This is a genomic window from Enterobacter cloacae complex sp. GYL001 (genome assembly GCF_049237125.1).
In the GTDB taxonomy this organism is placed as follows: Bacteria; Pseudomonadota; Gammaproteobacteria; order Enterobacterales; family Enterobacteriaceae; genus Enterobacter; species Enterobacter hormaechei_C.
In genome coordinates, this window is sequence record NZ_JBMKGW010000001.1 from 543,578 (window position 1) to 563,818 (window position 20,241).

Here is a 20,241-nt window from a genome sequence, read left to right on the forward strand (position 1 = left end):
CTTATTTTCAGTTGGTTTTCGAGGCGGACATTTAGCCACAGCCCCGGTTAACCGTAAATGGGCATTTTCGTTATACCTTATAAACGTAATGGTTACTCAGGCGATTATTACTCCGCAATGCGTTTACATCTGGTCATCAAAACGCAACACATTTCGCTTGTTTTTCTTGTTGCCGTAATGATAATCACTATCACAAGAATTTACTTTTCTTTGCATCAGTTGACCGCGATAAACATTTAAGGTGTCGGCATGTTTGTTCCTTTTCTCATTATGTTACGTGAAGGCCTTGAAGCGGCCCTGATTGTTAGCCTTATCGCCAGTTATCTGAAGCGTACCCAGCGCGGACGCTGGATTGGCGTCATGTGGGTTGGGGTTTTCCTTGCTGCGGCGCTCTGCCTGGGCCTCGGTATCCTCATCAACGAAACCACCGGGGAGTTCCCGCAGAAAGAGCAGGAGCTGTTTGAAGGGATCGTCGCCGTGATTGCGGTGGTGATCCTCACCTGGATGGTGTTCTGGATGCGCAAGGTCTCCCGTAACGTGAAGGTACAGCTTGAGCAGGCGGTGGATAACGCCCTGCAAAAAGGCAACCACCACGGCTGGGCGCTGATCATGATGGTCTTTTTCGCCGTGGCGCGTGAAGGCCTGGAGTCTGTGTTCTTCCTGCTCGCGGCTTTTCAGCAGGACGTGGGCATCTGGCCGCCGCTGGGCGCGGTGCTCGGGCTGGCCACGGCGGTTGTGCTTGGCTTCCTGCTCTACTGGGGCGGCATTCGTCTTAACCTGGGCGTGTTCTTCAAGTGGACCAGCCTGTTTATTCTGCTGGTGGCCGCAGGGCTGGCGGCAGGGGCGATCCGCGCCTTCCACGAAGCGGGTCTGTGGAACCACTTCCAGGACGTGGCGTTCGATCTCAGCAACGTCCTGTCGACCCATTCACTGACCGGTACCCTGCTCGAAGGGATCTTCGGCTACCAGGAAACGCCGAGCGTCAGCGAAGTGGCGATGTACTTTATCTATCTGGTTCCGGCGCTGATCCTGTTCGCTATGCCGCCGCGTACCGGCTCGCAGACGTCGCGCGTAGCGCCGTAAGTGCTGTTTTAGTTACAACATACTTTTAAAGGGAAGAGTCATGGCCATTCAGTTCCGTCGTAGTGCGTTATGCGCAGGCATTGCCGCGCTGTTCGTGTCTGCCTTCACCGCTCAGGCGGCAGATATTCCGCAGGTAAAAGTCACCGTCAACGATAAACAGTGCGAGCCGATGACCATCACGGTTAACAGCGGTAAAACGCAGTTTATTATTCAGAACCACAGCCAGAAGGCGCTGGAGTGGGAAATCCTGAAAGGCGTGATGGTGGTGGAAGAGCGCGAGAATATCGCGCCGGGCTTCAGCCAGAAGATGACCGCAAATCTTCAGCCCGGGGAATATGACATGACCTGCGGCCTGCTGACTAACCCGAAAGGTAAGCTGATCGTCAAAGGCGCAGCGACGGCGGACGCGGCCAAAGGCACGGCGCTGCTGAGCCTCGGCGACGCCATTACCGCCTATAAAGCCTACGTCACCAAAGAGACAGCGGACCTGGTGGCAGGCACCAAAGCCTTTACCGACGCGGTGAAAGCGGGCGACATCGAAAAAGCGAAATCCCTGTATGCGCCTACCCGTCAGCACTACGAGCGCATTGAGCCGATTGCCGAACTGTTCTCTGACCTCGATGGCAGCATTGACGCCCGTGAAGACGACTACGAGCAGAAGGCCGCCGATCCGAAATTCACCGGCTTCCACCGTCTGGAAAAAGCCCTGTTTGGCGATAACTCCACCAGTGGGATGGAGAAATACGCCGAGCAGCTCAACAGCGACGTGCTGGAGCTGCAAAAACGCATCAGCGAGCTGGCATTCCCACCGTCGAAAGTGGTGGGTGGCGCAGCGGGCCTGATTGAAGAAGTGGCCGCCAGCAAAATCAGCGGTGAAGAAGATCGTTACAGCCACACCGACCTGTGGGACTTCCAGGCGAACGTCGACGGCGCACAGAAAATTGTCGATCTGCTGCGGCCTCAGCTGCAAAAAGAGAACGGCGAGCTGCTGGCGAAAGTGGATGCCAACTTTAAGAAAGTTGACGCTATCCTGGCGAAATACCGCACCAAAGACGGGTTCGAAACCTACGACAAGCTGACCGATGCTGACCGTAACGCGCTGAAAGGCCCGATAACCACCCTGGCGGAAGATCTCTCCCTGCTGCGTGGCGTACTGGGTCTGGATTAAGCGATGAACAAGCATGACGAGTACGACGTGGCGGAACCTTCCCGACGTCGGTTGTTAAAAGGGGTAGGGGCGCTGGGCGGCGCGTTTGCCCTGGCGGGCGGCTGTCCGGTGGCGCATGCGGCAAAACCGCAAAGCGCCCCCGGCACGCTCTCCCCGGATGCGCGTATGGAAACGCAGCCGTTTTATGGTGAGCACCAGGCGGGGATCCTGACGCCGCAGCAGGCCTCGATGATGCTGGTGGCTTTCGATTCGCTGGCGAGTGATAAAGCCGACCTTGAGCGTCTGTTCAGGCTGTTGACCACGCGTATTGCCTTCCTCACCGCCGGCGGTCCCGCACCGGAAACACCGAATCCGCGCCTGCCGCCGATGGATTCCGGCATCCTCGGCGCGTTTATCGCTCCCGATAATCTGACCATCACCGTGTCGGTGGGGGAATCGCTGTTTGATGATCGCTACGGACTGGCGAAGCAGAAGCCGAAAGCGCTGCAAAAAATGACGCGATTCCCGAATGATTCTCTTGACGCGGCGCTGTGCCACGGCGATCTGCTGTTGCAGATCTGCGCTAATACCCAGGATACGGTGATCCATGCCCTGCGCGATATTATCAAGCACACCCCGGATCTGCTGAGCGTGCGCTGGAAGCGGGAAGGTTTTATCTCTGACCACGCCGCGCGCAGTAAAGGGAAAGAGACGCCGGTCAACCTGCTGGGCTTCAAAGACGGCACCGCCAACCCGGACAGCAGCAATACCGCGTTGATGAAGAACGTGGTATGGGTGACGGCGGATCAGGGCGAACCGGCCTGGGCGGTCGGAGGCACCTATCAGGCGGTGCGTATCATTCAGTTCCACGTGGAGTTCTGGGACCGCACGCCGCTGAAAGAGCAGCAAACTATCTTCGGTCGCGATAAGCAAACCGGCGCACCGCTCGGCATGAAGCACGAGCACGATGAACCCGACTACGCCCGCGATCCGAACGGGGATGTCATCGCGCTGGACAGCCATATTCGCCTCGCCAATCCTCGCACCAAAGAGACGCAATCCAGCCTGATGATGCGCAGGGGCTACAGCTACTCGCTGGGGGTGACCAACTCCGGTCAGCTTGATATGGGACTGCTGTTTGTCTGCTATCAGCACGATCTGGAGAAGGGATTCCTCACCGTGCAGAAGCGGCTCAACGGCGAAGCGCTGGAGGAATATATTAAGCCCATCGGCGGCGGCTATTTCTTTGCCCTGCCCGGCGCGCGTGAGGCGAACGCCTGGCTCGCTCAGGGTCTGATAGAAGCCTGATAATCGTCCCTGCGACAGTTCGCGGGGACATTATTTTTTCGAAGGACTATCTTATTGTTATATTTCTGTAATATTTCTATATAAGACTGATTTTCCATGTAGGGGCAGTCCTAAAAGTTGCATTCAGGTAAAATAAATGTTGCATTTATGATAATTCCTGATGTACTTAAGAGAAGACAGCGGTAGTTCCCGGCAGTGATGCTAACTCACTATGGAGATCGCGAATGGTTGCGTCCTGTACTGGACAAGGTAAACACATCAACCGCAGTACCCGGCGCGGAGGCTCAGACTCCGGCAGCGATTTCTTCACCACCAAATTCTCTCCTTCACCTCAAGAACCTTTTTCTACCGACGTGCATAACGGTGCGCGTAGCCGTTGTATATCGTCATCCGGTAATGCAAGCAATGGCTTACAAGGAAGCCAACCCTCTGATGTTCGTGCGCATAATCGTGCCGATGCTGGCGCGTGTGATGAATACCAACAACTCAAGGTGCTATCCATGGGAAGACAGAAAGCAGTGATCAAAGCTCGTCGTGAAGCAAAACGTGTGCTGAGACGGGATTCACGTAGCCATAAGCAGCGTGAAGAAGAATCGGTCACCTCGCTTGTGCAGATGAGCGGCGTAGAATCCATTGGCATGGCGCGGGACAGCCGCGATGCATCGCCAATTGTGGCGCGGAATGAAGCTCAGGCGCACTACCTGAATGCTATCGAGAGTAAACAGCTCATCTTTGCAACCGGGGAAGCCGGATGCGGGAAAACCTGGATCAGCGCCGCCAAAGCGGCGGAGGCGCTGATTCATAAGGACGTGGAAAGGATCATCGTTACCCGTCCGGTACTGCAAGCGGATGAAGATCTGGGCTTCCTGCCCGGCGATATTTCCGAGAAGTTTGCCCCGTACTTCAGGCCCGTCTATGACGTGCTGGTGAAGCGGTTGGGCGCTTCCTTTATGCAGTACTGCCTGCGACCAGAGATTGGCAAGGTGGAAATCGCGCCGTTCGCCTATATGCGCGGACGTACATTTGAAAATGCGGTCGTTATTCTTGACGAGGCTCAGAATGTGACCGCTGCGCAAATGAAGATGTTTTTAACGCGCCTCGGGGAGAACGTGACGGTTATCGTCAACGGCGATATTACCCAGTGTGACCTGCCGTCGGGCGTGAAGTCCGGCCTGAGCGATGCCATGTCACGTTTTGAGGAAGATGAGATGATAGGGGTGGTCCGCTTCACAAAAGAGGACTGCGTCCGCTCAGCGCTGTGCCAACGAACGCTGGAAGTGTACTCCGACTAAGATCATTTCACATTTTAAGTCATTTCTTCCCGGCGTTATGCCGGGAAGCTTCCTTTATTCCCTCTGCACGCGTGGCTTTTTTAAATCATATTTATTTCCTATAGCATTCAACGGGATTTACGCCCCGTTTTGCGGTAATAATAATATTACTGTTAATTTACTGCGAACGCTTTTTATACAGGTCACGGAAATGTGATATGTATTTATAATACCCACAAAATATCTATAAATATAATGATCATGCTAATTATTGGTTTAAAATTAAACGTGAATGTTGTCACAGAACATGACTAAGCAGTAAAAATTAAGTTGGTGTCTTTTGGGTAATTATCTATGTTTCGTACTTGTTCAGACAAAATTCTAAAAAGAAACTCGCCAGGGGATCGTTTCCTCTGGAACATCACGCTAAGGGTCATACATGAACGAACTGGTTAGTGCAATTAATGGTGTTATCTGGAGCCCGGCGTTAATATTTTTATGTCTGGGTGTCGGCCTCTATTTCTCGCTGCGTAGTCGCTTTCTGCAATTACGGCATATAAAACTTATGATTACCCTGATGTTTCAGGGGCGTCCTACCGAGGCAGGCGTGTCGTCGTTTCAGGCGCTGACGATGACGCTGGCGGGCCGCGTGGGGACAGGGAATATTGCCGGTGTAGCGACCGCCATTACCTTTGGTGGACCCGGTGCGCTTTTCTGGATGTGGATCGTGGCATTTTTGGGGGCAAGCTCTGCTTTTGTCGAATCCACGTTAGGTCAGGTTTATAAAGAGAAAATTAACGGCGAATATCGTGGTGGTCCTGCCTTTTATATTGAGAAAGGGTTAGGCGTGAAGTGGTACGCATGGTTATTTGCCATCGTAACGATTTTCTCCTGCGGATTATTACTGCCAGGTGTGCAGGCAAACTCTATTGGTGCGAGCCTGGATATTGCTTTTGGTCTGAGCCCAAATGTCACGGCGGCGTTACTTGCTGTGCTGTTGAGTTTTATTATTTTTGGTGGCGTAAAAAGGATTGCCAGCTTTAGCAGCATGGTGGTTCCGTTTATGGCGCTCGGCTATATTATTGTGGCGTGCGTGATTATCGCTATCAATATTGATCAGCTTCCTTCAGTTATATTGCTGATCTGGAAAAGTGCTTTTGGCCTTGAAGCTGGGTTTGGCGCTATTCTGGGCCAGGCCATCATGTGGGGCGTGAAGCGTGGCGTCTATTCCAACGAGGCGGCGCAGGGTACCGGGCCACATGCCTCCTCGGCGGCGGCCGTAAGCCATCCGGTGAAACAGGGGCTGGTTCAGGCGTTCTCCGTGTACATCGACACGCTGTTTGTCTGCTCCGCGACCGGGTTTATGCTGTTGATCACCGGGCTGTATAACGTGCAGGGCGTCGACGGCGCAGCGCTCTATACCGGAATAGCAGGCGTGGCCGCAGGACCGGGATATGTCCAGACGGCAATGGAAAGTATGATGCCGGGCTTCGGTAATTATTTTGTTGCCATCGCGCTGTTCTTCTTTGCCTTCACCACGATCATTGCTTACTACTACATCGCTGAAACGAATATCGCCTACATCAACCGTAAGATTCATCGCCCGTGGCTGACGTTCCTGCTCAAGCTGTGTCTGATGGCTTCGACGGTATATGGCACGGTACGCACCGCGGATCTGGCCTGGGGATTAGGGGATATCGGCGTAGGGCTGATGGCATGGCTCAACATTATTGCCATCGTTCTGTTGCATAAAAAAGCGTTTGCCAGCCTGAAGGATTATGAAATCCAGAATGCACAGGGGTTGGATCCACACTTTGACCCGGTTCGGCTGGGGATTAAAAATGCGGATTACTGGCTGGAGGAGCGTAAGGATGAAGCGGGTTTGAATATTGGCCAGAGACTTGCTCCCGAGGGAAAGCAACCGGCTGGAAAGCTGAATAGCTGAGGAATGGTTGAGACAGGCCCGTGCTTTTGTACGGGCTTTTTTTTGTAGGTGAGGCAGCTCGTGTCGCACCGGGGGGATTGACTCGCTTCGCTTGCCCTGCGGGCAGCCTGTTCGCTATGCTCTCAGTCTGTCCAACTGGCTGCCGCCAGTTGTCGAACCCCAGTCGGGGGTTCTCATCCCCCCCTTTTCGGAGAATATAAAAGAAAAAAGCCCGTACTTTCGTACGAGCTCTCATCTTAAATATGGCGGTGAGGGGGGGATTCGAACCCCCGATACGTTGCCGTATACACACTTTCCAGGCGTGCTCCTTCAGCCACTCGGACACCTCACCATATTGTTTTGCTGCCTGACCGCTTGGGGGGCAACGGGGCGCTACTATAGGGAGTTGCGCTAAAACGGTCAAGCAGATTTTCAGCATTCGTGCTTGTTCGGTTAAGCCTTAATCAGCTTATGTCGCAGCGCGCAGGATTAACGCTGCGAATCGAGCACTTCGCTATTTTTCACCACGTCCTGCGCTTTGCTGTAGCTTTCGATCAGCAGCTGGTAGGCCGGGAAGATGTGTGTGTACACCTCAGCCCATTCACCCGCATCTTCACGGTTCCACGTGCGCTGAATTTCGGAAGCAACAGCAGCCGTGTCCATCGGCACCACGCCTGCCTGCACCACGCGCGCCAGGGTGATCTCCTGCGCCATTTTGCTGTAGGTGCCGGAGGCATCAATCACCGCAAACACTTTATATCCGTCCGCCACCGCGCTGATGGACGGGAAGGCCATGCAGACGCTGGTGATCGTCCCCGCGATAATCAGCGTTTTGCGCCCGGTGGCTTTCACCGCCGCCACGAACTCCGGGTTATCCCAGGCGTTGATCTCACCCTTGCGTGCCACATACTGTGCGTGCGGCGCGTTGGCGTGGATCTCCGGGATAAGCGGGCCGTTCGGTCCCTGTGGAACCGACGCCGTGGTGATCACCGGGATCTTCGCCAGCGAGGCGATTTTTGCCAGCGCTGCTGCACGGGCGCGCAGCTCAGGCATTGGCATGTCTCCTACGGTCTGGAACAGCCCGCTCTGGTGATCGATAAGCAGCATAACGGCATCGTTTACGTCAATAACGGGACGTGCACCGTTGAAGTTTGCAGGGGTAGACATAATGCGCTCCTTATTACGTTTAGATTTGGCCAAAGCGGCCGGAGTTGAAATCGCGAATAGCCTCGGCAATTTCGGTTTTACTGTTCATCACAAACGGGCCATAGCCCACGATGGGTTCATTTAGCGGCTCCCCGGCCATCAGCAGCACTTTGGCATCGCTGCTGGCTTCGAGATGCAGTTTGTCACCGCTCTGACTCAGCACGACCAGTTGCGCCTCACCGGCAGGCGTGGTGCCGTTCACCGTCACGCTGCCTTCAACGACAACCAGCGCCGTGCTCCAGCCTTCGGGCTGATTGAGCGTCAGATGGCTACCCTGGCGCAGCGCGAGATCCCACACGTTCAGCGGTGAGAAGGTATGCGCCGGGCCGGTTACCTCTCCAAAACGGCCAGCAATCACGCGCAATGTTCCGCTGTTATCCGGCAGGGTGACCACCGGGATATCCGCCTGAGTGATGCTCTGGTAGCCAGGCGTCGCCATTTTGTCTTTGGCGGGCAGGTTGACCCACAGCTGCATCATTTTCAGTTCACCGCCTTTCTGCGAAAACGCGCTGGAGTGGAACTCCTCGTGCAAAATGCCTGCGCCTGCCGTCATCCACTGCACGTCGCCTGGGCCAATAACGCCGCCTCTGCCGGTGGAATCACGGTGCTCCACTTCGCCTGAGTAGACGATGGTCACCGTTTCAAAACCGCGATGAGGGTGCTCGCCCACGCCGCGTTTCGCGCCGTCCGCCGGGAAGGTATGCGGTCCGGCGTAGTCCAGCAGCAGGAACGGGCTCAGGGGCTCGCCGTGCGTCTGGTAAGAAAACATCGAACGAACCGGAAAACCGTCACCGACCCAGTGCGGACGAGGTGCGGTATACACGCCTGTTACGTTTTTCATGATTAACTCCTGATGTCCTGTTGATGAAATTAGCTTATATTCAGGGTTAATATCCCGGTAGATAGCAAAAATGACATTCACTGTTCCTTAAATGGAACAATGGAGGCGTATGCAGGATCTCAATGATTTCGTATGGTTTGTAAAGGTGGTGGAGCATGGCGGCTTTGCGGCGGCGGGTCGGGCGCTCGATCAGCCTAAGTCGAAACTGAGCCGTAGGATTGCGCAGCTGGAAGAACGCCTGGGCGTTCGGTTGATCCAACGTACCACGCGGCAGTTTGCAGTGACGGAGGTGGGGCAGACGTTCTATCAGCACTGTAAAGCCATGCTGGTGGAAGCTGAAGCTGCGGAGGAGGCGGTGGCTGCTTTACAGGCTGAGCCGCGCGGTATGGTCAGGCTCACCTGTCCTGTCACCTTGCTGCACGTTCACGTGGGGCCCATGCTGGCGCGGTTTATGGCGCGCTATCCAGGGATCAACCTCCAGCTCGAAGCCACCAACCGCCGGGTCGATCTGGTGGCGGAGGGGGTGGATGTGGCGATCCGCGTTCGTCCGCGCCCGTTTGATGACAGCGATCTGGTATTAAGGGTGCTGGCGGACAGGGGGCACTGTCTGGTTGCCGGGCCGGCACTGATTGAACGGATGGGCAACCCGGCGATGCCCTCTGAACTCAGCGAGTGGCCGGGGTTAAGTATGGGGGCGGGCAAGCACCTGCATAAGTGGGAATTGAGCGGGCCGGAGGGCGCAAAGGCAGAAATTCACTTCACGCCGCGCCTGGTGACTACCGACATGCTGGCGCTGCGGGAGGCGGCGATGGCGGGCGTGGGCGTGGTACAGCTGCCCATTTTGATGGTGAAGGATCAGCTGGCTTCAGGTGAACTTGTTCGGGTGCTGAATGCCTGGGAACCCAGACGGGAAGTGATCCACGCGGTGTATCCATCCCGGCGCGGCCTGCTGCCATCGGTCAGGACGCTGGTGGATTTTCTCACCGAAGAGTATGCAAAGATGGTTGAAGACTAGCTTTTTGTAGGTCGGGTAAGCGTAGCGCCACCCGACATAAAGAACGCAGGGAGCGAATCTCCTTACGGAGAATATAAAAGAAAAAAGCCCGTACTTACGTACGAGCTCTTGTCTTGAATATGGCGGTGAGGGGGGGATTGACTCGCTTCGCTCGCCCTTCGGGCAGCCTGTTCGCTACGCTCTCAGTCTGTCCAACTGGCTGCGCCAGTTGTCGAACCCCGGTCGGGGGTTCTCATCCCCCCAAAGGCGTGCAACATGCGAAAAAAAAGCCCGCATTTTCATGCGAGCTCTTCTTCAAATATGGCGGTGAGGGGGGGATTCGAACCCCCGATACGTTGCCGTATACACACTTTCCAGGCGTGCTCCTTCAGCCACTCGGACACCTCACCATATTGTCATCCCGTTGTTGTCGGGACGGGCGCTAATGTAAGGAAAAGCCGTACTGCCGTCAACCCACTTTTTCAGTAATTTAGCGTGTTTAGACAAACTTCAGGCAACCTGATTCCGAAATGTGCGAAATACGCCTCTTTTATCAGCAACGCGGTTTAGCGATAAATTTGTTATGCTGGCAAGCCAGTTGAAAATGAAAATAAAACAGCGCAATAAAAGGCAATGACTATGGATATTATCTTCTATCACCCCACTTTTGATACGGCTTACTGGATTAACGCGCTCACGGCGGCACTGCCTGGCGCACGCGTTCGCGAATGGAAACAGGGCGATAATGAACATGCTGACTACGCGCTGGTCTGGCATCCCCCGGTCGAAATGCTTCAGGGACGCCGTTTGAAGGCGGTGTTTGCTCTTGGTGCGGGTGTGGATTCCATTCTCAGTAAGCTGAAGGCACACCCTGAAATGCTGCCGGAGGATATTCCCCTGTTTCGTCTGGAAGATACCGGTATGGGGCAGCAGATGCAGGAATATGCCGTGAGCCAGGTGCTGCACTGGTTCCGCCGTTTCGACGATTATCAGGCGTTTAAACAGCAATCCCACTGGGAACCGCTTCCGGATTATCAGTATGAAGATTTCACCATCGGCATCCTCGGCGCGGGTGTACTGGGTTCGAAAGTCGCCGAAGCGCTCGCGCCGTGGGGCTTCCCACTGCGCTGCTGGAGCCGGAGCCGTAAGGATTATCCAGGCGTCGAGAGCTTTGCCGGAACGGACGAACTCCCGGCGTTCCTGAAAGGGACTCGCGTCCTTATTAACCTGCTGCCGAATACGGCGGAAACGGTCGGCATTATCAATGGCACGCTCCTCAACCAGTTGGCAGAAGACAGCTACTTAATGAACCTGGCGCGCGGGGTACACGTTGTCGAAGACGATCTGCTGAAAGCGCTGGATAGCGGTAAACTGAAAGGCGCAATGCTGGATGTGTATAGCCGCGAACCGCTGCCAAAAGACAGCCCGCTCTGGGCACATCCGCGCGTGGCGATGACGCCTCATATTGCGGCCGTGACGCGACCGGCGGAGGCCGTGGCGTACATCTCGCATACCATCAGCGAAATAGAGAAGGGCAACGCGGTGACCGGACAGGTCGACAGACAGCGAGGCTACTGAGAGAAACCCGGCGTTCGCCGGGTTTTTGCTAATATTCGCCGCTGATAACTGCTATCCTTGGGAAAAACCGCAGAGGAGAGAAAGATGTATCCCGTTGACCTGCATATGCACACCGTCGCCAGTACCCACGCTTACAGTAACCTCCATGATTATATCGCTCAGGCGAAGCTGAAAGGCATTAAACTGTTTGCGATAACCGATCACGGTCCGGATATGGCGGATGCGCCGCACTACTGGCATTTTGTGAATATGCGTATCTGGCCACGCCTGGTGGACGGTATCGGGATACTGCGCGGCATCGAAGCGAACATCAAAAATACTGACGGTGAGATTGACTGCACCGGCCCGATGCTGACCTCGTTAGATCTGATCCTCGCCGGCTTCCACGAGCCGGTCTTTGCGCCCCAGGATAAAGAGACCAACACCGCAGCGATGATTGCCACTATTGCCAGCGGCAACGTGCACATTATCAGCCACCCGGGAAATCCGAAATACCCGATTGATATTCAGGCCGTGGCGCAGGCGGCAGCGAAGCACCGCGTGGCGCTGGAGATTAACAACTCCTCCTTTGTTCACTCGCGTAAGGGCAGTGAAGCCAACTGCCGCGAAGTGGCGGCGGCCGTGCGTGACGCGGGCGGCATGGTGGCGCTGGGCTCTGATTCACACACGGCCTTCACGCTGGGTGATTTCAGCGAGTGCCTGAAAATATTGCGGGACGTGAATTTCCCGGAAGAACAGATCCTGAACGTCACGCCGCGTCGTATGCTCGACTTCCTTGAGTCGCGCGGCATGGCGCCGATTGATGAATTTGCCGATCTTTAATTAATAACGGAATAAAAACATGAATGAGTTTTCCATCCTTTGCCGCGTGCTGGGCACCTTATATTACCGCCAGCCGCAGGATCCGCTGCTGGTTCCGCTGTTTACCCTGATTCGTGAAGGTAAACTGGCGCAGAGCTGGCCGCTGGAACAGGATGAGTTGCTGGAACGCTTGCAAAAAAGCTGCGATATGCAGCAGATTTCAACGGATTACAACGCGCTGTTTGTGGGAGAAGAGTGTCGCGTGTCGCCGTATCGTTCTGCCTGGCAGGAAGGTACGACCGAAGCGGAAGTTCGGGCGTTTCTGTCAGAACGCGGCATGCCGCTGACGGATATGCCTGCCGATCATATCGGTACCCTGCTGCTGGCGGCCTCCTGGATTGAAGATAATGCAGGTGATGATGAGAACGAGGCGATTGAAACCCTGTTCGAAACGTATTTGCTTCCGTGGGTTGGCACCTTCCTGGGTAAAGTTGAAGCCCATGCCACCTCGCCGTTCTGGAGAGCGCTGGCTCCGCTGACGCGTGACGCCATCGCTGCCATGTGGGACGAGCTGGAAGAAGAGAACGAAGAGTGATTTGAATCACAAAAATCCTGCAACGATACATTTCAACTTGCACGTAATGTGCTTCTGATCTCATTTCTATGGTGCGCATCTGCTAAGATGCGCACCATGAACATACTACTTTGTATTGCAATCACGACTGGCATCCTCTCCGGCCTCTGGGGTTGGGTGGCTGTTTCTCTCGGCTTGTTGAGCTGGGCTGGTTTTCTTGGCTGCACGGCCTATTTCGCCTGCCCGCAGGGTGGTCTCAAAGGGCTCTTCATCTCCGGCTGTACTCTGATGAGCGGTGTGATTTGGGCGCTGGTCATTATGAAAGGCAGCGCGCTGGCGCCGCATGTGGAAATCCTGGGATACGCCATCACCGGCATTGTGGCCTTCCTGATGTGCGTTCAGGCAAAACATCTGCTGTTGTCCTTTGTGCCCGGCACGTTCATGGGTGCCTGCGCGACCTTTGCAGGGCAGGGGGACTGGAAGCTGGTGGTCCCTTCGCTCATGCTGGGATTACTGTTTGGCTACGCCATGAAGAACAGCGGTCTCTGGCTTGCGGCCCGGCGCGAGAAGAGCCAGAGCGTTCCTGCGGTAAGCAAATAAAAAAAAGGCGAGACGGAAATCTCGCCTTTTTTATGCGCCGCCGATTATGACTCTGGCGGCACCGACATCTCACGGTATTTCACCAGCACCGCATTACTCACATCACTTTTATTCTGAAGATCCCACAAGCCGCGATCGATACCGTCATTAATCAGGAAAATCACGCCGGTTTCGATGGCCGACATCAGACACAGCATGACCGGCTCGTTAGAGGTATAGCCAATTTCACCTTCCAGCAGACGCTGGTAATCGATAAAGCGGAACACCCCGGCCTGCACTTCATAAGAGAGAATCGTTTTGCTGGTGGTCACGGAGGATAATATCTCACCCGTGCTCACGTTAACCACGCGCAGGTTGACGGCAATCTGATCCAGCTGATACTGCGTGTCGGCCCCGATGCCAAAGTAACGCGCACCCGCGCCGCCCGATTTCACGTTACTTTCGTAGCCGATAATCGAGCCTTCCACCATGATATTGGCTGCGGTGAGAGACTGTAGCGGCATGCGGTTATTGACGCCAACGGTACCATTCTCCTGCGCGGCACGAATGATTTTTCGTTCGTTAAGCAGGTTTTGCAGCCCCTGACGTTCCAGCGGGATAAACCAGCGAGAATCTTTCAGGGCGGTGACCAGCATCGCGGTGGCGCTCTGCGGTACGGCCGTCGAGAAGTTACTGGCCGGATACGGTTTGAACTGGCCCGTCTCATCCTGAATGTTATAGACCGAGACGAATATCTTCCCGGTAGGGACCGGCAGATGTGTCAGATCCCGGTAGCTCTGGGCACGAGGCATCAGGGTGGGTTTAGCGGCTTCTTTTGGCGGGGCAGTTAAACAACCGCTTAATAAGCACACTGCAACTAAAATAAAAAAGCGCTGCATAATAATTGTCCTTATTTCGGGGTTGTTTAGAAATCAGTTGAACTGGTCTGCAAACCGGAAACCTGGATTGTCGACGTTTTACCGGTTTTTCGGTCTGTCACATTTAACTGAAGCTGCCCGTCTTTATTGGCAATATCGACGATAAAGTCGTTAGTGACCATCCGTCCGGGTTTTCCGGTATTAATGTTGGTTAATAAGCCACCTAATATTTGCGACTGGATGGCCTGAGTGAAATTATCCAGGGCCGACGGGGTCTCGATACCGAAATCATCGTCATAGCTGGGGTCTTTATAGGAGTTTTGAGCCTGAGCCTGGTTAAGCATAAAGGCTCCGTTATTCGGGTTGCCGCCAAAATTAGGGTTGCGGAACTGGAATGTCATATTTCCGGCCCAGCTCAACGGCGCAATGAGCATTAACGAAATCACTGTGTGTGCGAGACGCATTACAGCCTCCGAAATAGGTGTCGTTGCTAGAACTCATCTTTTGCTAAATCGCCTGTGCTCAAAAGGGCTTTGTCTAACTGTAGGCGGTTAATAGCTTCTTCTGTTTGTGCCAGCGCGAAAGCGACGTTCTGATCGAAGTCTCTTTTCGTTGGGAATAAAAAAGTCTGGTAAATAACGTCCTGATTAGCGGTTATTGTGATCCAGCTTCCCCACCGCGCACTGGGCCGTTCGTTGATGGTTAAGTTACCCGGATAATCGCTTTCCCACTTATCGCTGAAGGCACGATAAAAATCGTGTCCGACAGAGGTGACGGTGTGGTCGGTCAACAGTCCGGGAACTTCCACCTCAACAGCCTGAAGGTTTCCGGCAGCAAGCATAATGCCTGCTGCGGCAATCCAACTTAGGGTGCGTTTCATGCTATTAACGCCTGAGGTTATCGTTTGCCCACGACACCGCCTGCGTGCGATTTTTAACAGCTATCTTTTTGAAAAGATTATAAAGATGCGTCTTAACCGTATTTTCGCTGATAAATAACGAACGGGCGATTTCAATATTTGAAGCACCAATACGCAGTTTGTTCAGGATCTCTTTCTCACGGTGCGTCAGAAGTGCAGATTCTGAACTGTTATAGCGATAATTTCCGGAGTGGGTAATGAGGTAGCTGGCCAGTTTTTGCGAGAAATAACACTCCCCCCGCAATATGCCCTGCAAACCCTCCACGACACGGTTTTCTTCTTCAGTGACGTAAAACACGCCGTTAATATGCGGCCAGCTCTCAATATCGCGGAAAGGATACTCATCAGGCGTATTTAATAACAATACGCGGATATTATTGTTTTTCCTGCTTAAATTATCCTGCCAGTAATGGACCAGTTTTTTATCCGCTTCCATCATATCGAGAAGAATGATGCTGCCAGGAGCGATATCATCAAAAGAACGTTGAATATTATGCAGTTTCCCGTTAAGCGAGAGGCATTGTTTTAAATGCTGCAATAACGCTGTCGCTTGTAGGGAAGGTTTTGTGATCAACAATAATGTATGACCGGGTAAGCTATGGACTTCATTAAACATGATGAAACCCCACGTTATTTATGACACCCGGCAGCTGCCCTCGTATTATTGAAAAAGGCACCAGAAGTACTGACAGGTGTGGCACTGCTGTGTGTAGTTAAAAAACCTTCCTCCAAAGGAGGCGGTAAAATTAAAAACAAATAACGTACTGCTGTTTTCAATCTAGCTATTGCAAACTTTAAAGCAAGTGTTAATCATGTAACAGAATGTAAAATGCGATATTAAGTTGTGTATTTTGCAGGGTGAATAGATTTTAAGATAAGGGGAAAGTTGTACAGGTGTATAAACGTGCATAGATTTTGAAAGTCATACAATATATTATAAAGAATTGAATTATTGAGCTTTTAATTATTGTAAGCCAGCCGGTAAAAAGTATGAACTCAGCTAAAAAGTTAAGACTTCTCTAAGCTGGAAATTTTTCTTAAGAAAACTTGCTTCGTGTCACGCACCTGGCAAAAGACATTGCCGTGTTTGTCTGTAGAAGCCGGTACAGGTTGGACAGCCTGTCTCGCTGTTGTCCAGGCGCTCAGACAAGAATTTATTTCTGCATTAGTGGTGTGTCGCGTCGTTTCAGGCGAGATTTACGACTTTGAGGTGAATGAGCATATAAAAATAAGGCACACGGGTGAGATATTAAATATGTTTCGGCAGACATACTCTTTTCCGTAACGCGGCGTTAACAAAACGAATCGCGTTAACGGGTAAAGACATACCTATTTTATAGCCAGGTCCAGGGTGACAGCATGAAAAACAAAATGTTGTTTATGATGTTTACATTACTGGGTGCGCCTGGGTTTGTAATCGCAGGTGATTCAGATTTAGCCAGTTCTGAATATAATTTTGCGATAAATGAATTAAGTAAAGCTTCATACAATCAGGCAGCCATTATTGGTCAACAGGGCTCAGGTAATAATGCTGATGTACGCCAGGGCGGTTCTAAATTGCTGTCCATTATTTCCCAGGAGGGCGGGAATAACCGCGCGCATGTTGATCAGTCAGGGACGTATAACCTTGCTTATATCGATCAGACCGGTAACGGCAACGATGCGAGTATTAAGCAGGGCGCTTTTGGCAACACCGCCATGATTATCCAGAAAGGCTCGGGTAACAGGGCGAATATAACGCAGTATGGTACGCAGAAAACAGCAGTTGTAGTACAGAGACAGTCGCAAATGGCTATTCGCGTTATTCAACGCTAGCGATGTGTGACGCCTTAATCAATCCGATGGGGGTTTACCATGAAACTTTTCAAAGTGGCAGTTATTGCAGCAATCGTAGTTTCTGGCAGTGCTTTCGCAGGTGCGGTACCACAATTTGGCGGCGGCCACGGAGGTGGCTGGGGTGGCGGCAATAACGGCCCTGACTCAACCCTGAGCATTTACCAGTACGGCGGCGGTAACTCCGCGCTTGCTTTGCAGACGGACGCCCGAGATTCTGAATTGACCATTACCCAGCACGGTGGCGGTAACGGCGCAGATGTTGGTCAGGGCTCTGATGACAGTTCTATCGATCTGCTGCAAAAAGGCTTTGGTAACAGCGCCACCATCGACCAGTGGAATAGCAAAGACTCTGTTATCAACGTGAAACAGTTCGGCGGCGGCAACGGCGCGGCGGTAGACCAGACAGCGTCCGGCTCAACGGTGACTGTGCACCAGGTTGGCTTTGGCAACAACGCGACCGCACATCAGTACTGATTCAATTCTGTACCAAAAAACAGGGCATGTGCCCTGTTTTTTTTCGGGAGGATCTCATGAGCACCTTCATTCTCCTTGCCGCGCTTGCCAGCCAGATAACGTTCAGCACCTCACAGCAGGCAAATATGACAACCATTATTCCTCAGGTCACGCTGGCAGACGCCTGCGAATGTCAGGTTGAGGTGTTATCTGTCCGACAGGGGCAAGCGGGACAAAGTACATCGCGGCAGAAAAATACTCTTTTTATACCCGCTAATCAGCCGATTGATTTAACGCGAATCAGTTTAAATATTCGTTCAGGGGATGCGGTAAAAATAATCGTCACCGTTTCCGATGGAAAATCGCTTCATTTATCACAGCAGTGGAACGCACCGGTAAGTACGCTTTAATAATTCATGAAATCAATGATTTAATAAAGTGGCGGCGCTGCACAGGTAAGCTATGCTGATATCAAGAACCCAGTCATCGGGTTGCTTAAATTGATACGTCATAACGGAGCGTTTTTACCCCTCAAGGACGAATTTCATTGAGGAGTACAAATAATGTTCAAATCCGCAGCGTGTATTATTTCTGGTCTGGGACTGATCCTGTCCTCTTTTTTATCTCCGGCTTATTCAGCAACTATAGAAAATGGTGGGGTGATTCATTTTCGTGGCGCGGTGGTCGCTGACCCGTGCGAAGTCACGCCCCGGCATCAGCAGTTTGCGATCTCCTGTCCGGAAAATAACCGTATGAAAACGCATACCATCAGTTATGACGAGGCGCTCCGGGGCCATCATCCTCATTCAGCTCTGGCCGCTGTCAGCATGAAATACCTGAATGAACAGAAAACGCTTGCGGTCGTTCAGGTGGATTACCGCTAACCGACGATTTTTTCACGGCAGTTTTTCTCCTTCTCCCTCTGCGATACACTGATGAAAAAGGCGGGTTGCAGAGGGCGTTTATGAGACCGCAAATCGATGTTATTCATGGCGATATCACGACGGTACACGTTGACGTGATCGTCAACGCAGCCAATTCCTCCCTGATGGGTGGGGGCGGGGTGGACGGTGCCATTCACCGGGCCGCAGGCCCTCAACTCCTTGAAGCATGCAAAACCGTGCGTCAGCAGCAGGGAGAGTGCCCGCCGGGGCATGCTGTTATTACGCTTGCAGGCGATCTCCCGGCCAAAGCGGTGATCCATACCGTTGGACCCGTCTGGCACGGTGGCGACCGCCATGAGGCTGAGATTCTGGAGCAGGCGTATCGTAACTGCCTGCGGCTTGCGGCGGATAACGGGTACAAGACCATGGCGTTCCCCGCCATTAGCACCGGGGTATACGGTTATCCAAAGGAAGCGGCAGCTACAATCGCCGTGAATACCGTTTATCACTACCTTTCCCTCAAACCCATGCCGGAAAAAGTCATTTTTGTCTGTTTCGATGAGCACACCGCCGACCTGTATCAGCGGATTTTGACCGCGCGCAGCCAGGCATTTTGATGTCTGAAGTGCAAAAACGGCGCCCTGGAGGCGCCGTTTTGTTATCCCGCTTTAACCTGAGGTTTGCCTGAGAACAGGAAACGCAAAAGCGGGATCCGCAGATGGATTTCATACAACACGATGGCAATGCCAACCACAAAGACCAGGCCGGTGAAGAAGCCCAGCGCATTCGAGGCGATATGCGGCGTTATGTACGCCCCGAAAAACAGCGTCAGCGGATGGTGAACCAGGTAGATAAACAGCGAAGCATTAACGAAATAGGTGACGCGACTGGATTTAAAATTCAGCAGACGATGGCCAAGGGCGAACACCACGTTAACCATCCACAGGCCCATCAGCATCGTTATCACGCTCTCTGTCTCATACATCCACGCGTCCCCGCTGCCATAGCGCTGATTGAGAAGATAGGCGGCAAAGGCCAGCGCAGCACCCACCGCATACCAGGGGGAGGGGGTGGTAAACAGCGCTTTAAGCCGGGGATGAATAAATGCCAGCGCCCCAATCAGGAAGAAGGGAATGTAGAACAGGGTCTGCATCACCACGAAATTAAACAGCCCATCGCTCAGAATGGGAGGGTAGACAATGAGCAGGGTACGCCTGACGGCGGCATACGCGACCCCCAGCGCAAGAAACAGCAGAGACAGCTTGCCCAGGGTGATGTTGGTGAAGAAGGTCGAGGATGCGGTGCTCGCGCGCTGGCGCAGCTGGCTGAAGATCAACAAACTCACCGTGGTTAGCACCACCAGTACCAGCAGGAACCAGAGGTGGGAAATCAGCTCCCAGACCAGGGTATTGTATTTCTCATAGAAGGAGAGATTCGGCCAGTTTTCCGCCTTGCCTTTAACATGCTGCAACATGATGAACTGCGGCAGCGTCAGCAGCGGAATGGCCGTCAACATCGGTATGCCCACGCGCTCCACGCGCACTTTCCACCATCGTTTGAGGGGATAGCGCAAGAAGAGCATGTAAGAGAAATAACCGGAAATGACAAAAAACACCTGCATGCGGAAGGCATGGATAAAATCATTAAACAGCGTCAGCCACCAGGAGGGCATCTGGCTGTTCACGTGCCAGGTGTGGCTGGAATAGATCAGTGAAATATGAAAAGGGATCCCCAATAGCATGAGCCATGCGCGGATCGAGTCGAGGAAATATTCACGTTGTACAGGGGTTGTGCTCATATAACTTTGCGCATTCTCAGACTTTTCGCCTTATCCCTAAGGCTCATAATGGTTACATTCGGAGCCAACCCTACACCAAGACCGACACCCTGTCTCCAGGATAAGCACGCAAAGTGAAAAGCGGGTTCTTTCATTTGCTTAATCCATGAGCCAGCGAGCTGAACAAA

Annotated in this window: 22 protein-coding genes, 2 tRNA genes and 1 other RNA gene; 15 read left to right on the top strand and 10 right to left on the bottom strand. The window is 53.1% G+C overall.

Features of this window, described 5'->3' with window-relative positions; all coding sequences use genetic code 11:
- Positions 1-249 precede the first annotated feature (249 nt).
- The 5 genes from efeU (at position 250) to ACOTWU_RS02545 (ending at position 6,754) form a co-directional block, all read left to right on the top strand.
- Positions 250-1,083, top strand: a complete 834-nt coding sequence (gene efeU, locus ACOTWU_RS02525; RefSeq protein ID WP_023303410.1) for an iron uptake transporter permease EfeU — start codon at positions 250-252, stop codon at positions 1,081-1,083.
- A gap of 40 nt (positions 1,084-1,123) precedes the next feature.
- Positions 1,124-2,251 carry an iron uptake system protein EfeO gene (efeO, locus tag ACOTWU_RS02530; protein ID WP_023303411.1) on the top strand — a complete coding sequence of 376 codons (1,128 nt, stop codon included), beginning with the start codon at positions 1,124-1,126 and terminating at the stop codon, positions 2,249-2,251.
- Between the two features lie 3 nt (positions 2,252-2,254).
- The gene (gene efeB / locus ACOTWU_RS02535) at positions 2,255-3,538 is read left to right on the top strand and encodes an iron uptake transporter deferrochelatase/peroxidase subunit (protein ID WP_126498941.1); all 1,284 of its coding nucleotides are present in this window, start codon (positions 2,255-2,257) and stop codon (positions 3,536-3,538) included.
- A 500-nt stretch (positions 3,539-4,038) separates the two neighbouring features.
- The gene (gene phoH, locus ACOTWU_RS02540; RefSeq protein ID WP_017384762.1) at positions 4,039-4,830 is read left to right on the top strand and encodes a phosphate starvation-inducible protein PhoH; all 792 of its coding nucleotides are present in this window, start codon (positions 4,039-4,041) and stop codon (positions 4,828-4,830) included.
- Between the two features lie 418 nt (positions 4,831-5,248).
- Complete coding sequence (locus ACOTWU_RS02545) at positions 5,249-6,754, top strand: alanine/glycine:cation symporter family protein (protein WP_017384761.1); 1,506 nt, start codon at positions 5,249-5,251, stop codon at positions 6,752-6,754.
- Positions 6,755-6,997: 243 nt separating this feature from the next.
- Here the strand turns inward: ACOTWU_RS02545 and ACOTWU_RS02550 are convergent.
- The 3 genes from ACOTWU_RS02550 to ACOTWU_RS02560 form a co-directional block, all read right to left on the bottom strand.
- Positions 6,998-7,085 (bottom strand) — tRNA-Ser (locus ACOTWU_RS02550).
- A gap of 137 nt (positions 7,086-7,222) precedes the next feature.
- Complete coding sequence (locus tag ACOTWU_RS02555; protein WP_003858068.1) at positions 7,223-7,900, bottom strand: isochorismatase family protein; 678 nt, start codon at positions 7,898-7,900, stop codon at positions 7,223-7,225.
- A gap of 19 nt (positions 7,901-7,919) precedes the next feature.
- Positions 7,920-8,780 carry a pirin family protein gene (locus ACOTWU_RS02560; RefSeq protein WP_040117482.1) on the bottom strand — a complete coding sequence of 287 codons (861 nt, stop codon included), beginning with the start codon at positions 8,778-8,780 and terminating at the stop codon, positions 7,920-7,922.
- Between the two features lie 109 nt (positions 8,781-8,889).
- Between ACOTWU_RS02560 and ACOTWU_RS02565 the strand changes: the two genes are divergently transcribed.
- Positions 8,890-9,795: a LysR family transcriptional regulator gene (locus ACOTWU_RS02565; protein ID WP_015570854.1), complete on the top strand. Its 906-nt coding sequence runs from the start codon at positions 8,890-8,892 to the stop codon at positions 9,793-9,795.
- A gap of 120 nt (positions 9,796-9,915) precedes the next feature.
- On the opposite strand, the gene ACOTWU_RS02570 is transcribed toward ACOTWU_RS02565, so the two are convergent.
- A non-coding RNA gene (locus ACOTWU_RS02570) (RtT sRNA) lies at positions 9,916-10,052 on the bottom strand.
- A 44-nt stretch (positions 10,053-10,096) separates the two neighbouring features.
- Positions 10,097-10,184 (bottom strand) — tRNA-Ser (locus tag ACOTWU_RS02575).
- Positions 10,185-10,413: 229 nt separating this feature from the next.
- On the opposite strand from ACOTWU_RS02575, the gene ghrA reads away from it, so the two are divergent.
- The 4 genes from ghrA to ACOTWU_RS02595 all read left to right on the top strand — a co-directional run bounded on the left by ghrA (position 10,414) and on the right by ACOTWU_RS02595 (position 13,327).
- Positions 10,414-11,352, top strand: a complete 939-nt coding sequence (gene ghrA, locus ACOTWU_RS02580) for a glyoxylate/hydroxypyruvate reductase GhrA (protein ID WP_048247560.1) — start codon at positions 10,414-10,416, stop codon at positions 11,350-11,352.
- 84 nt (positions 11,353-11,436) lie between these two features.
- Entirely contained in the window at positions 11,437-12,174 is a 738-nt protein-coding gene (locus ACOTWU_RS02585; protein WP_003858061.1) for a phosphatase, read from the top strand.
- A gap of 19 nt (positions 12,175-12,193) precedes the next feature.
- Entirely contained in the window at positions 12,194-12,748 is a 555-nt protein-coding gene (locus ACOTWU_RS02590) for a TorD/DmsD family molecular chaperone (protein WP_126498940.1), read from the top strand.
- Positions 12,749-12,844: 96 nt separating this feature from the next.
- Positions 12,845-13,327: a DUF1097 domain-containing protein gene (locus ACOTWU_RS02595; protein ID WP_072159654.1), complete on the top strand. Its 483-nt coding sequence runs from the start codon at positions 12,845-12,847 to the stop codon at positions 13,325-13,327.
- Positions 13,328-13,371: 44 nt separating this feature from the next.
- Here ACOTWU_RS02595 and csgG read toward each other — a convergent pair whose 3' ends face one another.
- The 4 genes from csgG to csgD are packed head-to-tail and all read right to left on the bottom strand — an operon-like array spanning position 13,372 to position 15,719.
- Positions 13,372-14,205: a curli production assembly/transport protein CsgG gene (gene csgG, locus ACOTWU_RS02600; RefSeq protein WP_003858055.1), complete on the bottom strand. Its 834-nt coding sequence runs from the start codon at positions 14,203-14,205 to the stop codon at positions 13,372-13,374.
- Between the two features lie 26 nt (positions 14,206-14,231).
- On the bottom strand, positions 14,232-14,648 hold the full coding sequence (gene csgF / locus ACOTWU_RS02605; RefSeq protein ID WP_003858054.1) for a curli production assembly/transport protein CsgF: 417 nt from the start codon (positions 14,646-14,648) through the stop codon (positions 14,232-14,234).
- 26 nt (positions 14,649-14,674) lie between these two features.
- On the bottom strand, positions 14,675-15,064 hold the full coding sequence (csgE, locus tag ACOTWU_RS02610) for a curli production assembly/transport protein CsgE (RefSeq protein WP_003858052.1): 390 nt from the start codon (positions 15,062-15,064) through the stop codon (positions 14,675-14,677).
- Between the two features lie 4 nt (positions 15,065-15,068).
- A complete protein-coding gene (csgD, locus tag ACOTWU_RS02615) occupies positions 15,069-15,719 on the bottom strand; it encodes a biofilm master transcriptional regulator CsgD (protein ID WP_017384754.1) in 651 nt (216 codons plus the stop codon).
- 743 nt (positions 15,720-16,462) lie between these two features.
- On the opposite strand from csgD, the gene csgB reads away from it, so the two are divergent.
- The 5 genes from csgB to ymdB all read left to right on the top strand — a co-directional run bounded on the left by csgB (position 16,463) and on the right by ymdB (position 18,893).
- Entirely contained in the window at positions 16,463-16,918 is a 456-nt protein-coding gene (gene csgB / locus ACOTWU_RS02620) for a curli minor subunit CsgB (protein ID WP_017384753.1), read from the top strand.
- 39 nt (positions 16,919-16,957) lie between these two features.
- Entirely contained in the window at positions 16,958-17,413 is a 456-nt protein-coding gene (gene csgA, locus ACOTWU_RS02625) for a curli major subunit CsgA (protein WP_003858043.1), read from the top strand.
- 56 nt (positions 17,414-17,469) lie between these two features.
- Entirely contained in the window at positions 17,470-17,802 is a 333-nt protein-coding gene (gene csgC, locus ACOTWU_RS02630) for a curli assembly chaperone CsgC (protein ID WP_017384752.1), read from the top strand.
- 153 nt (positions 17,803-17,955) lie between these two features.
- On the top strand, positions 17,956-18,276 hold the full coding sequence (locus ACOTWU_RS02635) for a type 1 fimbrial protein (RefSeq protein ID WP_017384751.1): 321 nt from the start codon (positions 17,956-17,958) through the stop codon (positions 18,274-18,276).
- 80 nt (positions 18,277-18,356) lie between these two features.
- Positions 18,357-18,893 (top strand): O-acetyl-ADP-ribose deacetylase, encoded by a 537-nt coding sequence (gene ymdB, locus ACOTWU_RS02640; protein ID WP_015570849.1) that lies wholly within the window; start codon positions 18,357-18,359, stop codon positions 18,891-18,893.
- A gap of 41 nt (positions 18,894-18,934) precedes the next feature.
- Here ymdB and mdoC read toward each other — a convergent pair whose 3' ends face one another.
- Positions 18,935-20,074, bottom strand: a complete 1,140-nt coding sequence (gene mdoC / locus ACOTWU_RS02645) for a glucans biosynthesis protein MdoC (protein ID WP_126498939.1) — start codon at positions 20,072-20,074, stop codon at positions 18,935-18,937.
- Between the last annotated feature and the right edge of the window lie 167 nt (positions 20,075-20,241).